The 22,736-nt window shown below is 62.7% G+C and carries 16 protein-coding genes; 9 read left to right on the top strand and 7 right to left on the bottom strand.

What is annotated here, in order from left to right; translation table 11 throughout:
- Positions 1–22: 22 nt before the first annotated feature.
- Complete coding sequence (locus tag V0U79_RS03490; protein WP_330198080.1) at positions 23–853, bottom strand: mechanosensitive ion channel family protein; 831 nt, start codon at positions 851–853, stop codon at positions 23–25.
- Between the two features lie 141 nt (positions 854–994).
- On the opposite strand from V0U79_RS03490, the gene V0U79_RS03485 reads away from it, so the two are divergent.
- The 3 genes from V0U79_RS03485 (at position 995) to V0U79_RS03475 (ending at position 6,806) form a co-directional block, all read left to right on the top strand.
- Positions 995–2,626 carry an AbgT family transporter gene (locus V0U79_RS03485; RefSeq protein WP_330198079.1) on the top strand — a complete coding sequence of 544 codons (1,632 nt, stop codon included), beginning with the start codon at positions 995–997 and terminating at the stop codon, positions 2,624–2,626.
- 209 nt (positions 2,627–2,835) lie between these two features.
- Entirely contained in the window at positions 2,836–4,740 is a 1,905-nt protein-coding gene (locus V0U79_RS03480; RefSeq protein WP_330198078.1) for a M23 family metallopeptidase, read from the top strand.
- Positions 4,741–4,892: 152 nt separating this feature from the next.
- The gene (locus tag V0U79_RS03475) at positions 4,893–6,806 is read left to right on the top strand and encodes a M23 family metallopeptidase (RefSeq protein WP_330198077.1); all 1,914 of its coding nucleotides are present in this window, start codon (positions 4,893–4,895) and stop codon (positions 6,804–6,806) included.
- Here V0U79_RS03475 and V0U79_RS03470 read toward each other — a convergent pair.
- Complete coding sequence (locus V0U79_RS03470; protein ID WP_330198076.1) at positions 6,803–7,753, bottom strand: hypothetical protein; 951 nt, start codon at positions 7,751–7,753, stop codon at positions 6,803–6,805. The two genes, V0U79_RS03475 and V0U79_RS03470, sit on opposite strands and share 4 nt — an antisense overlap.
- A 149-nt stretch (positions 7,754–7,902) precedes the next feature.
- Between V0U79_RS03470 and V0U79_RS03465 the strand changes: the two genes are divergently transcribed.
- Complete coding sequence (locus V0U79_RS03465) at positions 7,903–10,362, top strand: ligase-associated DNA damage response DEXH box helicase (protein ID WP_330198075.1); 2,460 nt, start codon at positions 7,903–7,905, stop codon at positions 10,360–10,362.
- On the top strand, positions 10,355–11,050 hold the full coding sequence (gene pdeM, locus V0U79_RS03460; RefSeq protein WP_330198074.1) for a ligase-associated DNA damage response endonuclease PdeM: 696 nt from the start codon (positions 10,355–10,357) through the stop codon (positions 11,048–11,050). The genes V0U79_RS03465 and pdeM overlap by 8 nt, the downstream gene beginning before the upstream one ends.
- Here the strand turns inward: pdeM and V0U79_RS03455 are convergent.
- The 5 genes from V0U79_RS03455 to V0U79_RS03435 form a co-directional block, all read right to left on the bottom strand.
- The gene (locus tag V0U79_RS03455; protein WP_330198073.1) at positions 11,047–11,493 is read right to left on the bottom strand and encodes a DUF3429 domain-containing protein; all 447 of its coding nucleotides are present in this window, start codon (positions 11,491–11,493) and stop codon (positions 11,047–11,049) included. The genes pdeM and V0U79_RS03455 overlap by 4 nt on opposite strands.
- 4 nt (positions 11,494–11,497) lie before the next feature.
- The gene (locus V0U79_RS03450) at positions 11,498–12,298 is read right to left on the bottom strand and encodes a TIGR02186 family protein (RefSeq protein ID WP_330198072.1); all 801 of its coding nucleotides are present in this window, start codon (positions 12,296–12,298) and stop codon (positions 11,498–11,500) included.
- On the bottom strand, positions 12,295–13,230 hold the full coding sequence (locus V0U79_RS03445) for a sulfite exporter TauE/SafE family protein (RefSeq protein ID WP_330198071.1): 936 nt from the start codon (positions 13,228–13,230) through the stop codon (positions 12,295–12,297). Before V0U79_RS03445 ends, V0U79_RS03450 begins: the two co-directional genes overlap by 4 nt.
- A gap of 12 nt (positions 13,231–13,242) precedes the next feature.
- Positions 13,243–16,488, bottom strand: coding sequence for a peptidoglycan-binding protein (locus tag V0U79_RS03440; RefSeq protein ID WP_330198070.1), 3,246 nt, complete (start codon positions 16,486–16,488; stop codon positions 13,243–13,245).
- Between the two features lie 273 nt (positions 16,489–16,761).
- Positions 16,762–18,729, bottom strand: a complete 1,968-nt coding sequence (locus tag V0U79_RS03435) for a hypothetical protein (RefSeq protein ID WP_330198069.1) — start codon at positions 18,727–18,729, stop codon at positions 16,762–16,764.
- Positions 18,730–18,878: 149 nt separating this feature from the next.
- Between V0U79_RS03435 and V0U79_RS03430 the strand changes: the two genes are divergently transcribed.
- Genes V0U79_RS03430 through V0U79_RS03415 form a run of 4 tightly spaced genes read left to right on the top strand, consistent with a single transcriptional unit; the run spans position 18,879 to position 22,711 of the window.
- Positions 18,879–19,367 (top strand): MerR family transcriptional regulator, encoded by a 489-nt coding sequence (locus V0U79_RS03430; protein ID WP_330198068.1) that lies wholly within the window; start codon positions 18,879–18,881, stop codon positions 19,365–19,367.
- Between the two features lie 18 nt (positions 19,368–19,385).
- Positions 19,386–21,164 (top strand): acyl-CoA dehydrogenase C-terminal domain-containing protein, encoded by a 1,779-nt coding sequence (locus tag V0U79_RS03425; protein ID WP_330198067.1) that lies wholly within the window; start codon positions 19,386–19,388, stop codon positions 21,162–21,164.
- Positions 21,165–22,331: an acyl-CoA dehydrogenase family protein gene (locus V0U79_RS03420; protein WP_330198066.1), complete on the top strand. Its 1,167-nt coding sequence runs from the start codon at positions 21,165–21,167 to the stop codon at positions 22,329–22,331.
- Positions 22,331–22,711: a hypothetical protein gene (locus V0U79_RS03415; protein WP_330198065.1), complete on the top strand. Its 381-nt coding sequence runs from the start codon at positions 22,331–22,333 to the stop codon at positions 22,709–22,711. The genes V0U79_RS03420 and V0U79_RS03415 overlap by 1 nt, the downstream gene beginning before the upstream one ends.
- Positions 22,712–22,736 lie beyond the last annotated feature (25 nt).

Raw genomic sequence — 22,736 nt, 5'->3', positions numbered from 1 at the left:
CGATTGAGGCGGATATGAGGCCTTAGGCCTTGCGCTGGATCTCCACCTGGTGCGGGTAGGGGATCTCGATATCGTTCTTGTCGAAGTCCTGCTTGATCGACTTCATGGCATCGAAATAGACCGGCCAGTAATTCGTCGTATCGGTCCAGGCGCGAACCACGATATCGATCGAAGACGAACCGTGGGCGATCACCCCGATGAAGGTCTCGGGATCCTTGTGGACACGCTCATCCGCTTCGTAGTGATCGCGGATGACCTTCATGGCCTTGTCGATATCGTCATCATAGGAGATCGAGAAAGTGATATCGACGCGCCGCGTCGGCTTGACCGTATAGTTTGTGATCACCCCGCCCCAGGCCTGGCCATTGGGAACGATGATGGTCTTGTTGTCCGGTGTGGCCAGTTCGGTGGTGAAGAGATTGATGTCCTTGACCGTGCCCGATACGCCGGCCACTTCAACGAAATCACCCAGAGAATAGGGCCGGAAGAAAACCAGCATGACGCCTGAGGCGACGTTGGACAGCGTACCCTGGAGGGCGAGGCCGACGGCGAACGCTGCGGCACCGATGGCGGCGACCAGCGACGTGGTCTCGACACCAAACCGGTTCAGAACCGCAATGAAGACCACCACCAGAATGCCATAGCGGGCCATGGACGCGAAAAATGTCGCCAGTGTGCGGTCGAAGGCCGGGTTCTTCTCGGTCATCCGGACAATGGCGCGCTTGACGGCACCGGCAATCATATATCCGACAATCAGGATACCGATCGCCAGGATCAGATTGACGCCGCCCTCTGTGACGATCTGGGTGATCTGGCTGATCAGGGCTTCATTGTCGCTGAAAAATTGTTCCACGGCTGCGTGCTCCGGCTGATTGGCGTTTCGGGTGCCTGATTATCACTGTGGCGTGACCGTGCAAGCCCAAAGACGGAAGCGCTTTGCGTTTCCGGCCGCGCCTGCTAACCCTTCGCAATCGCAGATTTTCCGGGGAGAAACATGGCGTCTGACACGACAAGCAAGCAACCTGAAGCCCAGAAGGGGATTCTCGGCTGGATCGAGAAAACGGGAAACGCGCTTCCCGACCCGGTCTTCATCTTCTTCTACCTGATCCTGGCCCTTGTGGTGATCAGCGTGGTCCTGTCCCTGCTGGGTGTTTCGGTCCAGCTGAATGACCAGATCCTGGCCGGGCTGGGCGAGGCCGGGCGCGCACGCTTCGGTATTGGCGATGATGGTGTCATATCGGTCGCCAGCCTGCTGAGTCCTGCCAATATCCAGCAATTGCTGACCCAGATGCCCTCGACCTTCACCCACTTCCACCCGCTCGGCTATGTGCTGGTGGTGATGCTGGGGGCGGGCGTCGCGGAACGTGCCGGCTTGTTCGGCACGGCGATGCGCGCCGGTGTCCGCAATGCGCCGAAATTCCTTCTGACGCCCGTGGTGGCGCTGATCGCCATGCTGGGCAATCACGCCGCCGATGCCGGTTATGTCGTGCTGATCCCGCTGGCGGGCGTGCTCTACGCCGCTGCCGGCCGTCATCCGGTTGCCGGGATCGCCGCGGCGTTTGCGGGTGTCTCCGGCGGGTTCTCGGCGAATATCGCGCCGGGCCAGCTCGATGCCTTGCTATTCGGGATTACCCAGGCCGGCGTGGACCTTCTGAACCCGAACTATCTGGTGAACATTGCCGGCAATACGTATTTCATTATCGGGCTTCTGGCGCTCTATCTGCCGATCATCTGGTACGTCACCGACCGGATTATCGAGCCGCGTCTGGGCAAGTGGACCGGGGGCGTCGCTCCCGGCGGCGAGGCCGACCAGGACGATGATCCCAACGCACCGCTCACCGATGGCCAGCGCAAGGGGCTCAAATGGGCCGGTATAGCTACCCTGGGTGTGATCGGCGTCTGGGTTTTCCTGACCATCGGACCGGGCACGCCGCTCTACAATGAAAGTGCCGATTCAGTGACGGCGGCACTGGCCCCGCTCTTCACCTCGCTGGTTGCCGGCTTCTTCATCCTGTTCCTGGCCGCGGGAACGGCCTATGGCGTTTGTGCCGGGACGATCAAGAACCATCGCGATCTGGTGGGCATGATGTCCAAGGCCATGGGCGATATGGCCTATTACCTTGTTCTCGCCTATGCGGCCGCGCACTTCGTGGCGATGTTCGGTTGGTCAAATCTCGGTCTGATCACGGCGGTTACGGGGGCAGAAGCCATCGAGGCCTCCGGCATGCCGTTGCCGCTGGTACTGGCTTCGCTGGTTCTGCTGACAGGTTTCATCAACCTCTTCGTGGGCTCGGCAAGTGCCAAATGGGCGCTTCTGGCGCCGGTCTTCGTGCCGATGTTCATGCTGCTGGGCGTTTCACCGGAAGCAACGACGGCTGCGTATCGGGTTGGCGACAGCGCCACCAACATCATCACGCCGTTGATGGTCTATTTCCCGCTGATCCTGGTGTTTGCACGCCGCTGGATCCCGGGCTTCGGCCTGGGAAGTCTGACGGCGATCATGGTGCCCTATTCGGTGCTGATGCTGATCATCGGCTTCATCATGATGCTGGGTTGGGTCTATCTCGGCTGGCCGCTGGGACCGGGTGCCGGCGTGGAATACGTCGCACCGGCCGTCGGTGGCTAGCACGGCGTGCCAACAGCCAATTGCGGTATCCGGCGCAGGCTTCGGTCTGCGCCGGAACTGTTTCTGACAGGCTTTTCCGGTCCCCACACCTTCGTGATTTGCGAGGGCGGGAAAACCGGATAGGGTGTTGGTCCGCAGGGGGCTGTGGACACAGACAAAGGGCGCATGAAGAGGGCCTGCCGGAGGAAAGCCGGCCAGGCGGGTTTGCCATGTTCCGTTCTTTCCTTGCCAGTCTTGTCTTTCTTGGAGGCAGTGCCTCGCTATCCGCGCAGACGCCTGCGGATTCCCCGGTCCGGGAGCCGCTTCACGAACCGATCGACCATTCGCGAATCGAGACCGAGATCGAAGCCAATCTGGAGCGTCTCGGGATCGACCGTTCGGAACTCGATGGCACAGCCGCCCGTGGTGACTATGATCGTCTCATCTATCCTGTGCGGGCGCGTCCCAATGCGGATCTTTACCGGGCCAATTTCAGCGGCAATTTCGTCGATCTGGATCCGGTGGCCCCGAATTCCCGCATGGACTGGGCCTGCGGCGCCCGCACCTATGACCTCAATACCGGCTATGACCATGCCGGCACGGATATCTCGACAACGCCGTTCCGCGCTCATGCCATGAACCGGCGCTGGGTGGAGGTCATTGCTGCGGCGCCCGGCGTGATCATTGCCCGGAATGATGATGCCCAGGACCGCAATTGCGGGGGGCTGGGAGCTGATCAGCGCGCCAATTATGTCTCAATCCTGCAGGATGACGGGCTGACAGCCTATTACTGGCATCTGGCACGGGCTTCGCTGACCGACCGTCAGGTGGGTGACCGTGTCGAGACAGGCGATTTCCTGGGCCTGGTGGGCAGCTCGGGTATTTCAACCGCCCCGCACCTGCATTTCGAGTTACGGGATCCGGACGGCAATGTCGTCGATCCCTATGCGGGGACATGCGGCGCCAGCGAAACGCTTTGGCGGCATCAGCACCAGTATACCGATCCGGTTATCACCGCCATCTACACGCATAATTACACGCCGGTGAATGTATCAGGCTCGTTTTGCGAGCCGGAATATCCGCGGTTCCGCACCAGCTTTGATCCCGGTGATACCGTTCATCTCGGTCTTTATGTCCGGGACCGGGAGATCGGCGCGATGTCGTCTGTGTCTGTGCGGGATCCGTCCGGAACCGAGGTTTTCAGCCAGAATTTTCCGGCGGCAACGGTGTTTTCGGCGGCCGGTGATTACCAGACCCGCTATACTCTTGCTGCTGATGCTCCCACAGGCCAGTGGACGATCCGGGGAAATTTCCAGGGCGATGTGCGTGAGCGCGCCTTCTATGTCGGCAGCGAACCGGAAGCCGGCGCGGCGCTGGCCGCGGCGGTACTGCCATCCAGCCGCTCGGTACAGGCCACCCAGCCGGCCACTGTCTTTGCGACCGTGTTGAATTATTCCGGCGTGGCGGCGCAGGGCTGCTGGATTTCACCCGCTGTGCCTTTTGCGGGAGCCTTCGAATACCGGGAGACCGATCCGGCAACCAATGCTGTGATCGGCAATTCCAATGCCCTGTTCAATATTGCGCCGGGTGGAGCCCGCAGCTTTGTGATCAGCTTTACGCCGCATGCCGGCTCGGTGGCGGACTCGCTTGATCTGACACTGCGCTACAAGTGCGATAACTCGGACGCGGCCGGCCTCCTGCCCGGGGTGAATTCCGTCCTCCTGTCCTTCGGGCCCGATGCGGTGCCGGATCTAATCGCGATTGCGGTAACGCCGTCAGCGGACGGTATCCTTCAGATCGCGGACGAGAATTCGGCGGCAGCCTTCGCCGCTGCCGTCTCGAATGTCGGGGCAGAAGGAGCGCTGACCGTGCGGCCGGACGGTCTGGGCGCGGCATCCGGATTGCGCCTGCTGGTCTGTGAGACAGATACGGGAAGTGGTGCCTGCCTGGCAGACCCGGCGGCCAGCGTGACACGTAATTTTTCCAGCGATTCAACCGCCAGCTTTGCGGTTTTCGCCTTCGCGGATGGACTGGCTGTTCCCTTTGATCCGGCCACTGCCCGCATCCGTGTGCTCGCCGAGGATGGGGGCGGTGTGGTTCGCGGGTCCACCAGCGTCGCCGTGCGGACGGATTGAGACCGCAAGCCATTAATATTGAATATTAATTCCGCGTCAGAATTGAGAACTCGAATTGAGCTCGCTGGCAAGCTGTGCCTAGAACTCTTTCGGGGCCGGCCTGAGCGGACATGTCCGTATGTCCGATTGATCGCCAGCGGGAGAGGGTGACGATGCGATTTTGGCCGATACTGGTGCCGGTGCTGGCCGGTTGGAGCGGTGCGTTTGCCGATGATTTGCCGGAGGCTCAGGACAGCCCGCGAGGTGAGGCGCTGCACCCGCCTATTCCCTATGAGCTGATCGAGGCGCGGCTTGCGGCCAACCGGGCTGCGCTGGGTCTGGATGCCGCCAGAGAGGAACCCGGACGCGACACGTTCGAGCGCATCCTGTTCCCGGTCAGGGCCAGTGCAAATGCGACACCCTTCCGTGTCCATCTGGTCGAGAATTTCGTGGATCACGACGCCTATGGGCCCGGCTTCCTGCAGGATTATGAGTGCGGTCTGCGAACCTATGACCTGCCCGGCGGATATGATCATGCCGGCACGGATTATGTGGCTTCCACCTTCCAGGAATTGAGCACAGAAGACAGCTGGATGGAGGTCATCGCGGCAGCCGGAGGTGTGATCCTGGACCGCCATGACGGTGAGCCTGACCGCAATGCGCAGGGCCGGAATGAATCCCTGACGTCGAACTATGTCATCATTCGCCAGGATGACGGGATGGAGGTGTTCTACTATCACCTCGCGCTGAACAGCGTGATCCCGGGCGAGATCGGTGATCGGGTTGAGGCGGGCGATTATCTCGGTATCGCCGCCAGCTCGGGCACGTCCAGCGAGCCGCACCTGCATTTCCAGATGCACCATCCGGCGCTGTTCCAGCGGATTGTTGACCCGTATGGCGGACCCTGTTCGAACGGGCCGGAAACCGTCTGGCAGCATCAGCACGCTTATGTCGACCCAGCGATTACCGGGATTTTCACCCACAGCGCGGCGCCGGTGCGTCCGGCGCGCTATGGTCCGGAAGAGGTGCCCAGCTTCCGGCAGCGCTTCGATCCGGGTGACGAGGTGTTTGCCAGCGTCTTCGTGCGCGATCAGGCTTCCGGTGCCGCGGTCAGCGCCGACATGATCGATCCGACCGGGGCGATCGTCGCCAGTCACGAATTTACCGGTTCGACCTTTCCGGTCACCGAGACCAATCACTCGGTGTTTTCCTACACTCTGCCGGTGGATGCCGCGGCCGGTGTCTGGCGCATTCGGGCCCGTTTCGAAGGAGATTTGCGCGAGCGCGCCTTCTATGTCGGACGCACGCCGGATGCCGGCGCACAGCTGGGCGCGGCGATCCTCCCGCTGAGCCGTTCGGTGCAGGCCGGTCAGCCGGCAACAGTATTCGCGACCGTGATCAATCCTTCCGGCGTGCTCGCGGAAGGCTGCTGGATCGGACCCGGCGCGCCGTTCGAGGGCCGGTTCCGCTACCGGATGACCGACCCAGCGACCAACGCCGCGTTCGGTGAGGAAAACCGCCTTTTTGATGTGCCTGCTGGCGGATCGCGCAGCTTTGTTCTCAGCTTTACGCCTGAGGCAACAGCCAGTGGCGAAGGGTTTGACCTGCCAATCCGCTACAAGTGCGATAATGGTGATGCTGCGGCGATCCTGCCCGGGATCAATTCCGTCCTGTTATCGTTCGGACCGGTCGCACCGCCCGATCTCATCGCGATCGCCCTGACACCGACCTCGGACGGGATCCTGCGGCTGGCGGACGAGAACACCAATGGCGCTTTCGCCGTTGCGGTCGCCAATGTCGGTGCATCGAGCGAATTGACCGTACAGCCGGCTGCAGCGGGTTCTGCCAGTGGTATCGGGCTCACGATTTGCGAGACCGATCCGGGAACAGGCGCCTGCCTGGCGGATGCCGGCAATGCTGTTACCCGAACCTTTGCGCAGGACGAGATGGCCAGCTTTGCCATTTTCGCCCTGCCTCGCGGTCAAGGCATTCCGTTTGCCCCGGGCTCGGCCCGCATCCGGGTTGAGGCCAGGGATTCGTCTGGCGTGATCCGCGGGGCGACCAGCGTTGCGGTCCGTACCGACTAGGTGGCAGCAACCACGGCCGCCGTAGCCGCTGTCGTTGCGGCGATCATTGCAGCCTGCGCGGCGAGCACGGCGGCATAATCGGCTGCGGCACCGCCAGGTGATTTCAAACCGGTCATGCTGGCTGCGAGGCGCACAGTCAGACGTCCGGCTGCGATACTGGTGATCCGTGGCCGGTGGGCCTGCACGAATTCATCGGCCTGTACCAGGGCATCACCGGCCTGCGAGCCGTCCTCCACCTGGGCAGCCAGCGTGGCCAGTCCTGCCCACGTGGCCCGGCGTTGCAGGCCGGAGCGCTGACGAGCGGCGACGTTCAGCGACATCCAGGCCGAGACAAAATCGTCGGTTCGGGGGTCCGCCACGGCCACCTCGTAAAGGCAGGTATTGAACGCCGAACGCGGAACCCTCGCTGTCCGCAGCGTATTTTTTGCCTTGTCGAGGCGGTCCATGGCCGTGGCCGGAATTTCCCCCGTTGCCGTCATGATGGCGGCATAGGATTCCTCACTCGCGGGCGTACGCCGCCACCAGGGCGCGGAAATTTCCGAAAGCACATCATAGAACATGCCGGCCTGCGAAAAGCTGCCGCCGGCACACATCATGACCAGCGCAGCGGGCGCTCCGCCGGAAGACAGGCTGCGGCCGCCGCGGCGTTTCCGCTCGGTTTCCAGCGCTTCCATCATGCGGATCAGGCCGCCGCCATCCTTGCGGGCCGACGCCAGCGCCGCGCCATAGACGAGGCGCAGAGAGGTCGACGGGCTGCGCCAGCCCGAGCGCTCCTGGTTGATGGCATCGCGTTCGCGCAGGGCGCGGCGCACCATGGTGGCCGGGTCATCATCGGCATTCAGACAGGCTGCGGCTGCAAAGCGCGCCTGTGTCCGTTCGGATCGCTTGGTATTCTCGAAAAAGGCGGTTTCCAGCGCCTTGAACCGTTCAATGGCGGCGTGCGTCATGTGTGTCCCTCACACGTCTGCGCTCCCCCGAGCAAGGCTATTCCTAGCAAATATCCACACGGCCTGCAGGGGGAACGGGATTCACATTATCCCCCCCGACATGGCAAAACGCCTGTTGCTTTGGCACGGGCGAGCTAGATTTGACGATAATGAGCGCGCCAATCCTGCCTGATCGATTTTCGCAATGGTTCGCCAGCCGCGGCTGGCAGGCCCGGCCGCACCAGCTGGACATGATCGGGGCGGCAGGCGCCGGAGAGGATGCGTTGCTGATTGCGCCAACGGGTGGCGGCAAGACGCTGGGTGGTTTTCTGCCCAGCCTGATCGATCTGGCGGATGTCGCCGCGGAAGGACCAAAGCGTCCCTATCGCCTGCACACACTCTATATTTCGCCCCTAAAGGCCCTGTCGGTCGATGTTGCGCGCAATCTGATGATCCCGGTCGAGGAGATAGGGCTGGATTTGCGCATCGAGACGCGGACCGGTGACACGCCCGTTTCCAAACGCCAGCGCCAGCGCGACAAGCCACCCGATATCCTGCTGACCACGCCGGAACAGCTCGCCCTGTTTTGCGCCTCTCCCAATGCGCGGGCCTTCTTTGCCGATCTGAAGCGGATCATTGTTGATGAGATCCACGCGCTGGCCCCGCAAAAGCGCGGCGACCTTCTGTCACTGGGAATGGCGACGCTGGCGCAATGGGCGCCGGAAGCCCGCCGGGCCGGCCTGTCGGCGACGGTGTCGGACGAGGGCGGGCTGGCCCGCTGGCTGACGCCGCAGGGCGATGCCCCCCGCTTTGCCCGCATCGTTCGCGGGATGGAAGGCCCCAAGCCGCAGATCAACATTCTCTCCAGCCGGGAACGTATTCCCTGGTCGGGGCATTCGGGCCGCCATGCCATGGGCGAGGTGTATGAGGCGATCCGGCAGGCCCGGCTTTCCCTCATCTTCGTCAATACGCGCAGCCAGGCCGAACATACTTTCCAGGAGCTATGGCGTCTGAATGATGACGGGCTGGCGATTGCGCTGCATCACGGCTCGCTGGCGGTGGAACAGCGCCGCAAGGTGGAAGCCGCCATGGCGGCGGGAAAGCTGAAAGCGGTGGTGTGTACTTCCACTCTCGATCTCGGCATTGACTGGGGCGATGTGGATCTCGTCATCCAGATGGGAGCGCCCAAGGGCTCGGCACGGCTGATCCAGCGGCTCGGCCGTTCCAATCACCGGCTGGACGAACCCTCAAGGGCGCTGCTGGCCCCGGCCAACCGGTTTGAACACCTGGAATGCGAAGCCGCCCGCGCTGCCGTCGCCGAAGGCGTGCTGGATGGTGAACCCTTACGCGCCGGAGCGCTGGATGTTCTCGCCCAGCATATGACCGGGCGCGCCTGCGGTGAGCCGGTGAAGGCTGATGATCTTTTTGCCGAGGTAACCGCTGCAGCGCCCTATGCAGCGCTGACCCGCGCAGAATTCGATAACCTGATGCAATTCTGTTCGAATGGCGGCTATGCGCTGGACAGTTATGAGCGCTTCCGCCGGCTGATTTGCGACAGGGAGGGGTTCTGGAAAGCCCGGAATGCGCGGGTCGCGCAGCGTCACCGCATGAATGTGGGTACCATCATCGAGGCCGAGATGTTGCCCGTTCGCCTGAAGGGCCGGGGAGGCCGAGGAGGGCGATCTCTCGGCGAGGTCGAGGAATGGTTCATCGAGCAGCTGGCACCCGGTGACACCTTCGTCTTCGCTGGCGAAATTCTCGAATTCCAGGGGATTGCAGAGAACGCGGCACTGGTGACGCGGTCCGCCGATCCCGAACCGAAAGTGCCGGCCTATCAGGGCGGAAAATTTCCGCTATCCACTTATCTGGCCAAGAGGGTGCGGGAGATCGCACACGATCCGGCGCAATGGCATGTACTGCCGGATCAGGTGCAGGACTGGCTGCGCTTGCAAAAGGAAAAATCGCGCCTTCCGCAACCGGATGATCTTCTGGTCGAGACCTTTCCCAAGCACGGGAAATTCTACCTGGTCTGTTATCCGTTCGAGGGCCGGCTGGCACACCAGTCGCTTGGCATGTTGCTGACGCGGCGGCTGGAGCGGTTGCGGCTGCGTCCCACCGGCTTTGTGGCGAATGAATACGCACTGGCCGTCTGGGGGCTGCGCAATATGGCGGATGCCGATATGGACGCGCTGTTTTCAGAGGACATGCTGGGCGATGATCTGGACGCCTGGCTGGCGGAAAGCCCGCTGATGAAGCGCACCTTCAAGCAGTGTGCGATCATTTCCGGCCTGATCGAGCGGCGCCTGCCCGGTCATGAAAAGACCAGCCGCCAGGTCACCTTCTCGGCCGATCTCATCTATGACGTGCTGCGGGAGCATGATCCTGATCACATCTTGCTGCAGGCGGCCTGGCGCGATGCAGCAACGGGCCTGCTCGACATTCGCCGGCTGGGTGAGGCACTGAAGCGGGTAAAGGGCCATATCCACAGCATTGATCTGGAGCGGGTTTCACCGCTGGCCGTGCCGGTTATGCTCGAGATCGGGCGCGAAGCGGTTTATGGCGAGGCGCAGGAAAGCATTCTGGCTGATGCGGCCGAGGATCTGGTGTCGGAGATGATGGGCGATGGCTGAGCCCGCACGGAAAGCGGAAGAACTGACCGGCTCGCTGAATGGCGTTGCCGTTGTTCCGCACCTGACGGGTGCGCTGTACGTGCCGGAGTTTTCGGCACTTCTGGTCGCCGACCTGCACCTTGAAAAGGGCTCGGCCTATGCCGCGTCGGGACAGCTTTTGCCGCCCTATGATACCCGCAAGACCATCGGGCGGCTGGCCGAAGCGATTGCGCATTTTTTGCCGGAAACCGTGATCGCACTGGGCGACAGCTTCCATGATCTGGGGGCGGACAACCGCATCCATGACGCGGATGCGGACCGTCTCGCCGCATTGGTGCGCTCGGTCTCCGAATGGGTGTGGATCGAGGGCAATCACGATCCGCAACCGCCCGCCCGCTTTGGCGGCATTACGCGTCCGGACATGACACTGGGCGGTCTGGTTCTGCGCCACGAACCGGTGCCGGGTGCGGCACCCGGTGAGGTGTGCGGCCACCTTCATCCGGCGGCGAAAGTGGTGGGGCGCTCGCGCCGTCTGCGCTGTTTTGCGACCGATGGTGCGCGCATGATCCTGCCGGCTTTCGGCGCCTATGCGGGCGGATTGTCGGTCCGCGATGAAGCGATCAAATCCGTCTTCGGACGCTGCCCTGATGCCTGGGTAATCGGCAGGGATGCGATTTATCCGGTGCCGGCGAAAAGGTTGGTGGGCTAGAGGAAGGCGGCAGCCATAAGGCTGAGAACGGCGATCGTCGTCAGCAGAATTCTCAAGGGCAGATACCAGGCCGGGAATTCGCTACGCCGGACAGCAACGACATCCCAGATCAGCTGCAAGGCGAGACCCGCTGACAGCAGCCCCAAAACGACCTGCCAGCGATCCCACATGGTCGGGATGATGGCGGCCCAGCCAACAAGTGGCGGAGCCATTGCCAGACAAAGCGTCATTGAATCCGGATTTGACGGGTTGCGCTGGATCTCTGCACCCCATCTCGCCCCGCCGAGGAATGACAGGATTACAGCGCCATAACCCGCCAGATAGAAGCTCGATACAATCGCGGCTTCGGGATCACTTTTGACTACTGCTTGCCAGCCAAAGAACACAAACGGCACCAGACCGGCGATGCCGAGCGCATAGGGCAGGACGGGCCTCTGGCTCACCCGGTTATCTCCGGCTGAAGATGGCCGCTGCGCCCCAGCCGAAAAGGAGGGCGAGGGCAATGGCGACGAGGCCGTAAAGCCAGGCATAATCGTGGGCGAAATTGTAGATGATGCGTTCCAGTCCCGCCTTCCGAACGCCGAGTTCCACCGTGCCGGAGGCGACCGGGCGCCCATCGCGGAACAGATAGACATCGGCCGTGTAATCGCCAACAGGCGTGGCCGGGGGCAGGGCGACATTGGCGCGGAACAGCCCGCCTTCGAGCATGGTGACGCCGGATGTAGTTTCAGCAAACAGGCGGTCACGGCGGCGGTCGCGGCTGATCGCATCGCGGTATTCGGCAGCCTCTTCGCCGATCTCGCTGACCGTCACCTCGACCCCGAGGCGCACTTCGGTGTGCTCGGTGTCCGGCGCGACCAGGCGCAGATGCTGAAGCCCTATGCCTTCCCGGCGAAGCGCAGAGAAAGCGCCGACCTCCTGCAGGGGCCGTGTGGAGGCCACCGAATAATAGCTCGGCACATTCTCGAATCGTACAGGCGCGCGATTGATCCAGATGCCGAAAGTGCGTTCCTTGCGCATCACCCGGAGATCATGCGCCGGTCCGCGGACGACAACGACAAGATCGTCATCCTCCTCCATTCCGGTGACCGCGCCGAACAGGATGATTTCCGCGCCGGCAAAGTCGGATCGGATTTCGACCACTTCCTGGCTGAGTGCCGCAACGACGCGCGGCGCATTATCCGCCCCGGTGACGGGATCGGCCTGACCTTGCAGCATCAGGGCAGCGGCGGCGAGTTCGGCGATCAATGTCCGCCCTCCCGTGCCGGAAGGATGGCGAAGAGATCACTCGGCGTGGCGACCAGATCCCAGCCCAGCTTGGCGCAGACCACCAGCACCATCAGGGCCAGGGCGATACGCAATTCCTCGGCCTTCACGTGGCGGCCAACACGGGCGCCAATCTGAGCGCCAACGACGCCACCGACAATCAGCAGGAGCGCGAGCACGATATCGACGGTCTGGTTCTGTGTGGCCTGGAGGAAAGTGGTCAGCGCGGTCACGAACAGGATCTGGAAGAGCGATGTGCCGACCACGACATTGGTGGGCATGCGCAGCACATAGATCATTGCGGGCACCATGATGAAGCCGCCGCCCACCCCCATGATGGCGGCCAGCGTGCCGACGAAGAAACCGATCACGACTGGCGGGATCACCGAGAGATAGAGGCCTGATGCCGGGAAGCGGGTCTTGAAAGGCAGGCGGTCGATCATGCGCCGCTTGCGGCGCTTTGATACGGGCTGTGCCGAGTGGGCGCTGCGGTTCCGCTTGATAATGGCTCCCACACTCTCGATCGCCATCAGCCCGCCAATGATGCCGAGGAATCCGACATAGCAGAGCGAAATGATGAGATCGATCTGGCCGAGACTTCTCAGGAAGGCAAAGAGCTGCACACCGGCAATGGAGCCGGCCGAACCACCGATCAGCAAAAGGACGCCCATCTTGATGTCCAGCGTCCTGCGCCGCCAGTGCGCAATGGCGCCGGACGCGGAGGAGGCGACGATCTGGTTGGCTTCGGTCGACACGGCGACCGCGGGCGGCACGCCGATAAAGATCAGAAGCGGTGTCATCAGGAAGCCGCCGCCCACACCGAACATGCCGGACAGGAATCCGATACCCGTGCCCAGTCCCAGCAGGATGAAGATGTTGACCGAAATTTCGGCGATCGGCAGGTATATCTGCATCGCCTCGCGCCCCTAGCCGGCGCGGGCGGTTTCCAGGCGCCCGATCAGGGACTGGTCGATGATTCCGGTTGCTGGCAAATTGCTGGCTTCCTGGAAGGCGCGCACAGCCGCTTGCGTCTGCGGACCCATCTGTCCGTCAGCCGGTCCGGCCGAATATCCGAGCGCATTTAAACGAGCCTGAGCCGCCGCAATCATTTCACGGTCCAATGTAATGGTCGTACCCCAGGCGCGGTCATATTGCCCATTGGCTTCGGCATCAACGGGTCTGGCTGAGAAAGACATTATGACGCGGTCTGCCTCGGCCCGGACCTCATCGCTGAGCGTTGGTGCGATGGTCGATGCCTGCTGGGCGGCACCGCTGTCTCCGCCGTTTCCGGCGATCGAGAACCAGGCATAGGCGTCGGCGGCGCTCTGCTCCGTTCCGCGTCCCTGCTGGAACAGGACGGCGAGGTTGTATTGCGAATCCGTCAGGCCGTGCAGGGCGGCTTCCTCGAACCAGCGGAAGGCTTCCTCAATATTCTCTTCACCGCCCGAGCCGGTGGCGTACATCACACCGAGATTATGCATGGCCCGGCGATGGCCGGCTTCGGCGGCGCGGCGCGTCCACTGGCGGGCGGCCGTGGTGTCCTGCGACACGCCTTCGCCGCGTTCCAGCATCTTGGCGTAGCGATACTGGGCGGCGGGGACATTCTGCTCCGCTGCGCGCCGGATCAACGCGACGGCTGCGGCGGTATTGCCCTCGGCCAGACGCTCCTCGCCGAGCAGATAGCGGGCGACAGGATCACCGGCCGCTGCGGCTTCGCGCATGGACGGTATGCGGATTGTAGTGACTTCCGGCTCGCCCGGCGGAGGTGTGTTGCTGGCGAGCGATTGCAGATCCGCCTCGCGCGGCTGATTATCCGTTTCGCTGGCGGTTGGGGTCGTCCGGGCCTCGACAGTGTCCGTTTCCGGGGCCTCTGTATCGGCTGGCTCTGGCGTGGCCGGTTCAGCGGCCGGCGCCTCAACAGTTTCGGCTGGCACGCTCTGATCACTGCTGGCGAGGCTGGTTTCCTCCACCGGCGATGAAGCCGGACTGTCATGGCCGAGAACATCGGCTGACAGGGCCTGGGCCGTGCTGGCTGGCGGCTCGCTGAAACTGTCGGAGAGCAGAAGTCCGGCAGCTGCCGCGATGGCGACGAAGCCGAGAATGCTGGCTGCGATCATTACTGTGCGGCCGCCGCCCGAAGAGCTGCCCTCGCTGGCATAGGGATCGAAATTGGCCGAGCGGTCACCGCGTGTGCGGCTGCGTGCGGCGGCGAGGAAGTCCGCATCAGCGGTGGCGCCCAGCGGTGCGCGCGGCCTGGACGGGCGGGGCTGTTCTTGCTGTTGGGACGGGCGCTGGGGCCGAAGGGGTTCGTCGACCGGCTCCATGGGCTGCAGGATCATGCCGCCATCAGCGGTCGGGCCGCGGGCGGCGATTTCTTCCTCGATTTCCGTCAGCTCGGATTCCAGATCGGAATGATCCGCGAGACCATCCTCGTCCGGTTGATACTGGCCGCCCAGTTCATCCATGGCCGGTGCCGGCCGGGACTCTGCCGGCTGGTCCTGCAGGAACTCGTCTTCCGGTTCTGCCTGCCGCTCGTGGCGGGTGGGGGCCTCGGCAATGATGAAAGGATCGTCGACCTCGTCATCATCATATCCGGGCGGCGTTTCAGCGTCCGGCGGCGGCGACAGCGGCGTGTCGAAGTCCGGCTCATAGGCGGACTGGCGCAGAGCGGGCGCTGGCGACGCATTGCGCTGTGGCGCGGGTTCCGCCGGCGTCTCGGCTTCGGCTTCCGCCTTGCGGCTCTCGATGGCTTCAAGGCGGTCGGCCAGAGCATTCATGGCCCGTTGGACGGGGGAAAGGCTTTCCTCGGCCTCGCCACGCACCTGTTCGAGGCGCTGGGAAATCCCGCTGATGGCTTCCTCAATCCGTTGGGCCGTACGTTCCTCTGAGGCGCGGAGACGGGCTTCGAGGTCGTCTTCGCGGGCTTTCGCCTGTTCGCGGGATTCGATCCGGCCCAGCGCTTCTGCCATGGACTGGGTCGCCGTCTCGATCGCATCGGCGGTTCGGGATTCGGTGGCCGCCATGCGGGCGGAAAGGCTTTCGCCGAGGGCTTCTACCGATTTGCGGTTTTCCTCGCGCACGGCCGCAAAACGCTCTTCCATTTCGCGCTCGGCCTTTTCGCCAAGCCGCGTGCTCTCCGCCTTCTTCTCGCTCTCAGTAATGCGGTCATCCATCACACGGGCGAGGCGGGTGATTTCCAATCCGATGCGCGACAGGCTGTCAGAATGGGCGGTCTCGGCCTGGGCAATCCGCGCCTCGGCCGATTTGAGCGCGCGTTCGAGCCGGTCAACACGGGGTTCGGACGCTGCGGTTTCCAATTCCTGGGCGACTTGCGCGCGGGTGTCAGCAACAACGCGGGCCAGCTCGTCGGACAGTTGGTTGAAGCGGCGGTCGATCGAGGCGGTGTCAGTACCAAAAGGACGGTTTTCCAGCGACCGCAGTCGGCTGTCGATCCTGGCGACGGACTGTTCGAAAGAGCTGGCGACATCAGCTGTCAGGCGCTCGGTTTCTTCAACGCGGCGGCGCAAACGGTCGGCAGCATTATGCAGGCCGTGAAGGACGCGGCCGGTATTCTGGGTGCGGTCGCCGGATTTGCGCAGATCGTCGGACAGCTGCTGCTGGCCTTTCTCGATGGAGTCGATGCGCTGTTGCAGGGACAGGGTGACCTGCTCGGTGGCCTGGCCGAAATCCTCCAGCGCTTCCTGCATGATCTCGGCGGAACGCTGGGAGCTGTTTTCGTTACGGAAGACGCGGGCGGCCAGCTTTCCGAAAGCGTTTTCGAACGCCTGCATGGCCTGTGGATCGGCCGTGCCGCCAGCCTCCTCGATCCGCTTGACGCGAAGCGCGAGCGCTTCTGCCGCCTTGCGGGCCGCTTCGGCAACACCGCGGGTTTTTTCCTGATCCTGGCGCCAGGACTGATCGGCGCTCTCGACCCGCTCAGCGAGATCGGAAATGGACCGGTCGACCTCGTTCAGGACGGTGGAGGATTGCTGTTCCGTCGATTCAACTCGCTGGGTCAGGCGTTCGACCATGCCGCGCAACAGGGCATCGCCCTCGCTGTCGCGATTTGAGAAGCCGGGATAGGATTCGAGGTGGTTTTCCCAGCGTGGGTCGTCGCCATCATCGGGGCCGTCATCAAGGATAACGCGGTTCAGCCATTCACCCAGAGTCATGCCTTCGCGACGCGCGGCGGTTTTCGCGCGGGCGCGGGCGCGGGGATCTATTCCTTTGACACTCCAGGGTCCCCCCGAGGGCATGACGAATCGCACTCCGTTCCGATGGCCTAAGCTAGCGGACGCCTTAATATTGTGTAAACCGACCCTGTGGGCCCAAGATGTGGTATTTCCACAACTTCAGTCACGGGTCTTCGGCGCCTGAGCGCTGGCCATCTGACCATACGCAAACGTTAATCAGCGCGGTTTCGGTTAATCGCCGGTAAAGACCGGTTAACGCGGCAGGAAGAAATCCGGTGCGAGACCCTGCAATCTTTCTTCCTGAACGCCGACCTCTAGCAGCATGGGATGACGGGCGGCACCGGGGACGGCGCGGCCGGCATCAAAGACGGTCCAGGCGCCGACCGGATTGCGCAGCGTCAGGATCGCATTCCCCAGATAGCGATAATTGGCGCCTGCAAAGGGATCGATCACAAGGGCCTCGGCCAGAAGCGTGTGGGGGTTCAGGTCTTCAGGCGGACCATCGGGATCGCGCACGGCCCATGCCAGAAGCTCGTTGGCAACGATGGTGCGGGCGGCTGCACCGGCCAGAGTGTCCTCTTCCAGATAGGGCGAGAGGGTTTCCAGAATGACCTCGCCTTCCTCGCCGCCGATCTGGGTCACAGCGGCAAAGACGCTTTCGAAGCCGCTATTGCCGATGCCAGCCGCAACAAGGCTGCTGACTTCGCGGCAAACGTCTCGCATTCCGGTCTGACCGGGTGGCGGACAGGGACCATTGCGGCTGCTTTCCTGGAAAGTCACCAGATAGGCGCGAGCCAGATCGCCTTCTTCGCGATAAGCGGCGATGGCTTCGAGGAAGGCATCTTCGCCCGGCGCTTCCGCCTGTTGTGCGGCTCGCGCTGCAATGGGAAATACCGTTTGCATCAAGAGCGTTGGCGGACCGGCATGCGCGGTCAATCCCTCTTCCAGCCGGAAACCGTCCTCGACCGGTTCGATGCCCTGCAATGTCCAGACTTCGCGGCGGCCGGACGGGCTGTCGGGGCTGATGACAAAATAGGAGAAGGTTTCGGGGATGGCCGGCGCCCCGCGCAAAGTGGCCAATACGTCAGGGTGAAGCGGAAGGGCATGGCGCATCCAGCGCCGGAAAAGCTCGGCCTGGGCTTGCGCTTCCGGCGAGCTGTCGGGGAAGGACAAAACCGGATTGTTGCCGCCCAGCGTGATCGGTGCCGCTGCTTCGGAGGGATCAAAAACGACGGATTCCCCGGAGGACAGATCGATCGGCGTGGCCATGGCCAGAATGGCATCCATCTCGTCTTCTGACGCGTCTTCGCCAGTGTCGTCCGTGTCGGCGTTGTCCTCACCGGATGCTGCGGTGTCCTCGACATCGAAGCTGGCGGCCAGAAGGGTGGGCCCATCGCCGCGTGTCACAGTCAGTTCTCCGCTGGCATAACCGGTCTGCAATTCCACCGGTTCGCGGCGGATGCCCATGGCGGCTTCTAGCCAGAAGCGGTCAAACGACCGGTCCGGACCCAGCGGGATCTGTTCCAGGCGGCCGGCCTGCGACAGGCCGAGATAGGTGTCGGTGCGCCGCCTTACCTCTGCCTCGAAGGCAATATTGGTCATGGTTTGTGCGGCCAGATCCAGCGTCAGATGCCGGTTGCGGGCGAAATCATAAACGGAAACCGCATTGCCGTTCTCTTCGCGGACATAGCCGGGCGCCAGATAGAGAATGCGGGTTGCCGGCTCACCGGAACGCAGGCCGCTAGAGGTGAAGGTCTCGACCCGCCATTCGAGGCGGAGAACGTCCACCTCTTCGTGATCGCGCAGGGCCGCGTATTCGCTGCTGGTCAGAAAAGGGGCCGACGTGGTGATGGCGTGCGGTTCTGTTTCGGTGACGTCTTCTGACGCGGCCTCGGCGCCAGTGCTTTCTGCCGCTTCAGAAGCGTCTTCATCGGCAGCCTCGTCCGCTGCCGGTTCCTCGCCGTTTTCGACATCGCCTTCCGCGGCAGCGTCCGGGCTTTCCCCTGTTACGGCTTCGCTGTCTTCGCTGGTGTCCGGGGTGCCGTCATCTTCCGACGCGTCAACATCGCAATCCTCGCCTTCGCAGGTCTCGCCTTCATCGAGCAGATCGAGCAGGTCCTGGATGGCGTCCTCGGAGGGGCCCTCGGCCTGAGTGTTCTCCTGTGCCGCTGCGGGCAAGGCGATAGCGAGCGCAAATATACTGGCGAGAACGCGTTTCATGTGACTTCCGGGTTGACGTGGCCTGAAAAGACACAAGCCCGGACCGGCGATTGGGTCAACAGTCTCAGACGGTTAAGAAATGTCATGAAGTTGACGTTGACGTTCGCGTTAACGTGAGTCAAATTCACCTCATGAGGGAGAAACCGGACTTGAAGACAGAGTTTTCGATCCGCGATCTGGCGTCCGAATTCGGCGTCACGGCACGCACGTTGCGCTTTTACGAGCAGAAGGGATTGCTGAATCCCGGACGCAAGGGTGCCAGCCGCGTCTATTCTCTGGCCGACCGAGCCCGCCTGGTCCTGATCCTGCGTGGCAAGCGGGTCGGTTTCTCGCTCGATGAAATCCGCGAAATGCTCGATCTGGAAGCGATCACCACGCGCGACCCGTCTGCGCTGAGTGATACGCTCGAGCGCTTCAACGAGCGGATCGCCGCGCTGCACAGCCAGCGCGAGGATATCGATGCCGCGATCGAGGAGCTGGAGGCTGGCCGGATCTGGCTGGAAGACAGGCTCGCCAATCGCGAACCTTCCGAGGAAATCAAGCACCGGGCCCGCGCTTTTGAAGCGCTGGCAACGGCGCGGATGAATGTCTGGACGGGCGCGTCGCCCGAACCCGGATCCCATGAAACACAGAGCTGATATGAGGGAGCCACTCTGATGCCGGTCTATACCGCCCCGACGCGGGACTACAAATTTGTCCTGCACGACGTTCTGAATATCACCAAATACGGGAATTTGCCGGGCTTTGCCGATGCCGATGGCGATACGGTGGATGCCATTCTCGAGGAGGCCGCCAAGGTTTCCGAGCAGGTTCTGGCGCCGCTCAATCGTGTTGGCGATGTCGAGGGCTGCACCCGCCACGACGATGGTTCGGTGACCACGCCGACCGGCTTCAAGGAGGCTTACAAGCAGTTCGCCGAAGCCGGCTGGATGGGCCTGTCCCAGCCGCAGGAATATGGCGGTCAGGGCCTGCCGCAGGTTCTGGGGCTGGCGACCGGCGAGATGACGTCCGCAGCCAATATGGCGTTTGGCATGTATCCGGGTCTGACGGGCGGCAATGTCCGTGCCCTGCTGGCGGGCGGATCGGAAGAGCAAAAGCAGACCTATCTGCCGAAGATGATTTCGGGCGAATGGACCGGCACGATGAACCTGACTGAGCCGCATTGCGGCACGGATCTGGGCCTGTTGCGGACCAAGGCCGTTCCCAACGGTGATGGCAGCTACCGGATTTCCGGTCAGAAGATCTGGATTTCGTCGGGCGAGCACGACATGGCCGACAACATCATCCATCTGGTGCTGGCCCGGATCGAGGGCGCGCCGGAAGGGGTGAAGGGCATTTCGCTCTTCGTGGTGCCGAAATTCATTCTCGACGAGAACGGCAATCCGGGTGAGCGGAACTCGCTTCAGTGCGGTGGCCTGGAAGAAAAGATGGGCATTCACGGCAATTCGACCTGCGTCATGAATTATGACGAGGCGACCGGCTGGCTCGTGGGCGAAGAGAACAAGGGCCTCAAGATCATGTTTGTCATGATGAACGAGGCGCGTCTCGGCGTCGGCCTGCAGGGACTGGCACTGGGCGAGGTCGCCTATCAGAACTCTCTGGCATTTGCGAAAGACCGCCTTCAGGGCCGTTCGCTGACCGGGCCGCAAAATCCGGATGGGCCGGCGGATCCGATCATCGTTCACCCGGATGTGCGGCGCATGCTGATGGATCAGAAGTCCTTTGTGGAAGCCTCGCGCTGCTTTGTTTCCTGGACGGCGTTGCATGGTGATCTGGAGGAGAAATCCGACGATCCGGCCCAGCGCGAGAAGTCCGGAGACTACATGTCGCTGCTGACCCCGATCGTGAAGGCCTATCTGACCGACAAGGGCTTCAAGTCCGTTTCCGACGGCCTGCAGGTCTTCGGTGGCTCCGGCTATACCGAGGAATGGGGGATGAGCCAGTTCCTGCGCGATGCGCGGATCACGCTGATCTATGAAGGCACGAACGGCATCCAGGCGCTGGACCTGGTCGGCCGCAAGCTGGCCATGCACGGCATGCGCCCGATCAATTCCTTCTTTGCCGAGCTGGATGCGTTCGCCGCCTCCGGTGGTTCGGAGGCGACCCAGCCCTTCCTGGACGCGGTGGCCGCCACCAAGGCGCAGCTGAAAGAGGCGACAGACTGGCTGGTGGAGAACGGGCTGAAGGACTTCAACAATGCCGGTGCGTCCAGCCACGATTATCTGCAACTCTTCGGCCTGACCTGCCTGACCTATATGTGGGGCCTGATGGCCAAGGCGGCAGAGGCGGGCGATGCGTCTGATCCTTTCTATTCCAACAAGCTGAAGACCGGCCGCTATTTCCTTGACCGCTGGGTGCCCGAAGGCGGCATGCACCTGGCCAAGGTGAAAGCCGGCGCAGCGTCGATGATGGCTCTTGAAGCGGAGGCTTTCTAAATGCTCGCAGATCCCCTCAACGTGAAACGTCCGGAATGGCTGGACCAGGAAGACGTCAACATTTTCTACGATGCCGTGCGCGGCTTCGTGGAGAAGGAATGCCTGCCGCATGGCGAGCGCTGGGAGAAGGAAGGCGTTGTCGACCGCGATGTCTGGACCAAGGCCGGTGAGGCCGGTCTTTTGTGCCCGGCCTGCCCGGAGGAATACGGCGGTGCCGGCGGTGACTGGCGCCATGACTATGTCTTCCACATGGCGGTGGCCGAGCTGGGTGTCGATGGCTGGGGAGCCTCGCTGCACAACTCCATCGTGGCACCTTATGTCTGGCACTATGCCAGCGAGGAGCAGAAAAAGCGCATCCTGCCCAAGATGGTCTCCGGAGAATATGTCGGCGCGATCGCCATGTCCGAACCGGCCGCCGGTTCCGACCTCCAGGGCATCAAGACCACGGCCAGGAAGGACGGCAATGGTTACCGGATCAACGGGTCCAAAACCTTCATCACCAATGGCGGAACAGCGAATTTCATCATCGTTGTGGCCAAGACCGATCCGGCTGCCGGCGCCAAGGGAACCTCGCTGTTCATGGTCGAAACCGACGGTCTGGAGGGCTTCCGCCGCGGCCGTCTGCTCGACAAGGTGGGGCTGAAGGGCCAGGACACGGCCGAGCTCTTCTTCGATGATATGTGGGTGCCCGCCGATGCGCTGATCGGCCCGGAAGAGGGCAAAGGCTTCATCCAGCTGATGGAACAGTTGCCGCAGGAGCGCTTGCAGATCGCCGTGCAGGGCGTCGGCATGATGAAGCGCGCGCTGGACGAGACCATCCGCTACGTCAAGGAGCGCCAGGCGTTCGGCAAGCCGGTCATCGCTTTCCAGAACACCCAGTTCAAGCTGGCCGAGTTGAAGACCAAGGCGACCATCGCCGAAGTGTTCTGCCAGTATTGCTCGGACCTGCTGATCAAGGGCGAGCTGGATGCCTCCACCGCCTCGATGGCGAAATACTGGGTCTCCGACATCCAGTGCGAGCTGATCGATGAATGCGTCCAGCTGCATGGCGGCTATGGCTTCATGAATGAATACCCGGTCGCCCGCATGTGGCGGGACAGCCGTGTGCAGCGCATCTATGGCGGCACCAACGAAATCATGAAGCTGCTGATTTCGAGGACGCTGTGATGCTGGGCGTTCTTTTTTCCACCCTCGCATTGTTCGCCGCCGATCATCACGGCCATACCGATTCCGGTTGTGGCTATTCGACCAATGGCACGATCGAGGAACAGTTCGACCGCTGTTTCGCCGGGACTTGGGGCTATGAGGAAGACTGCGCCGAAGGCGGTGAGGTCACGCATGCGGGCTTCACCAATCCCGAGGGCGATTTCTGCCCGATCGATTACCTGATCCGCGATCCGCACACGGCCGGCTTCCGCATCGGCTTTCAGTGTCCCGGTGCCGATCGCGACATCACCGTGCTGATCGTCGAGGACGGCGTGGTGAATGCCGGCAATGAAGTCGCCGGCTTCAACCCCGCCGCCTGGCGCTGCACCGCTCAAGACTGAACCAGAGACTTTCCGCGTTCCGAAA

The sequence above is a fragment of the Hyphobacterium lacteum genome, from assembly GCF_036330345.1.
In the GTDB taxonomy this organism is placed as follows: domain Bacteria; phylum Pseudomonadota; class Alphaproteobacteria; order Caulobacterales; family Maricaulaceae; genus Hyphobacterium; species Hyphobacterium lacteum.
This window is presented reverse-complemented; position numbering and strand designations above follow the sequence as displayed.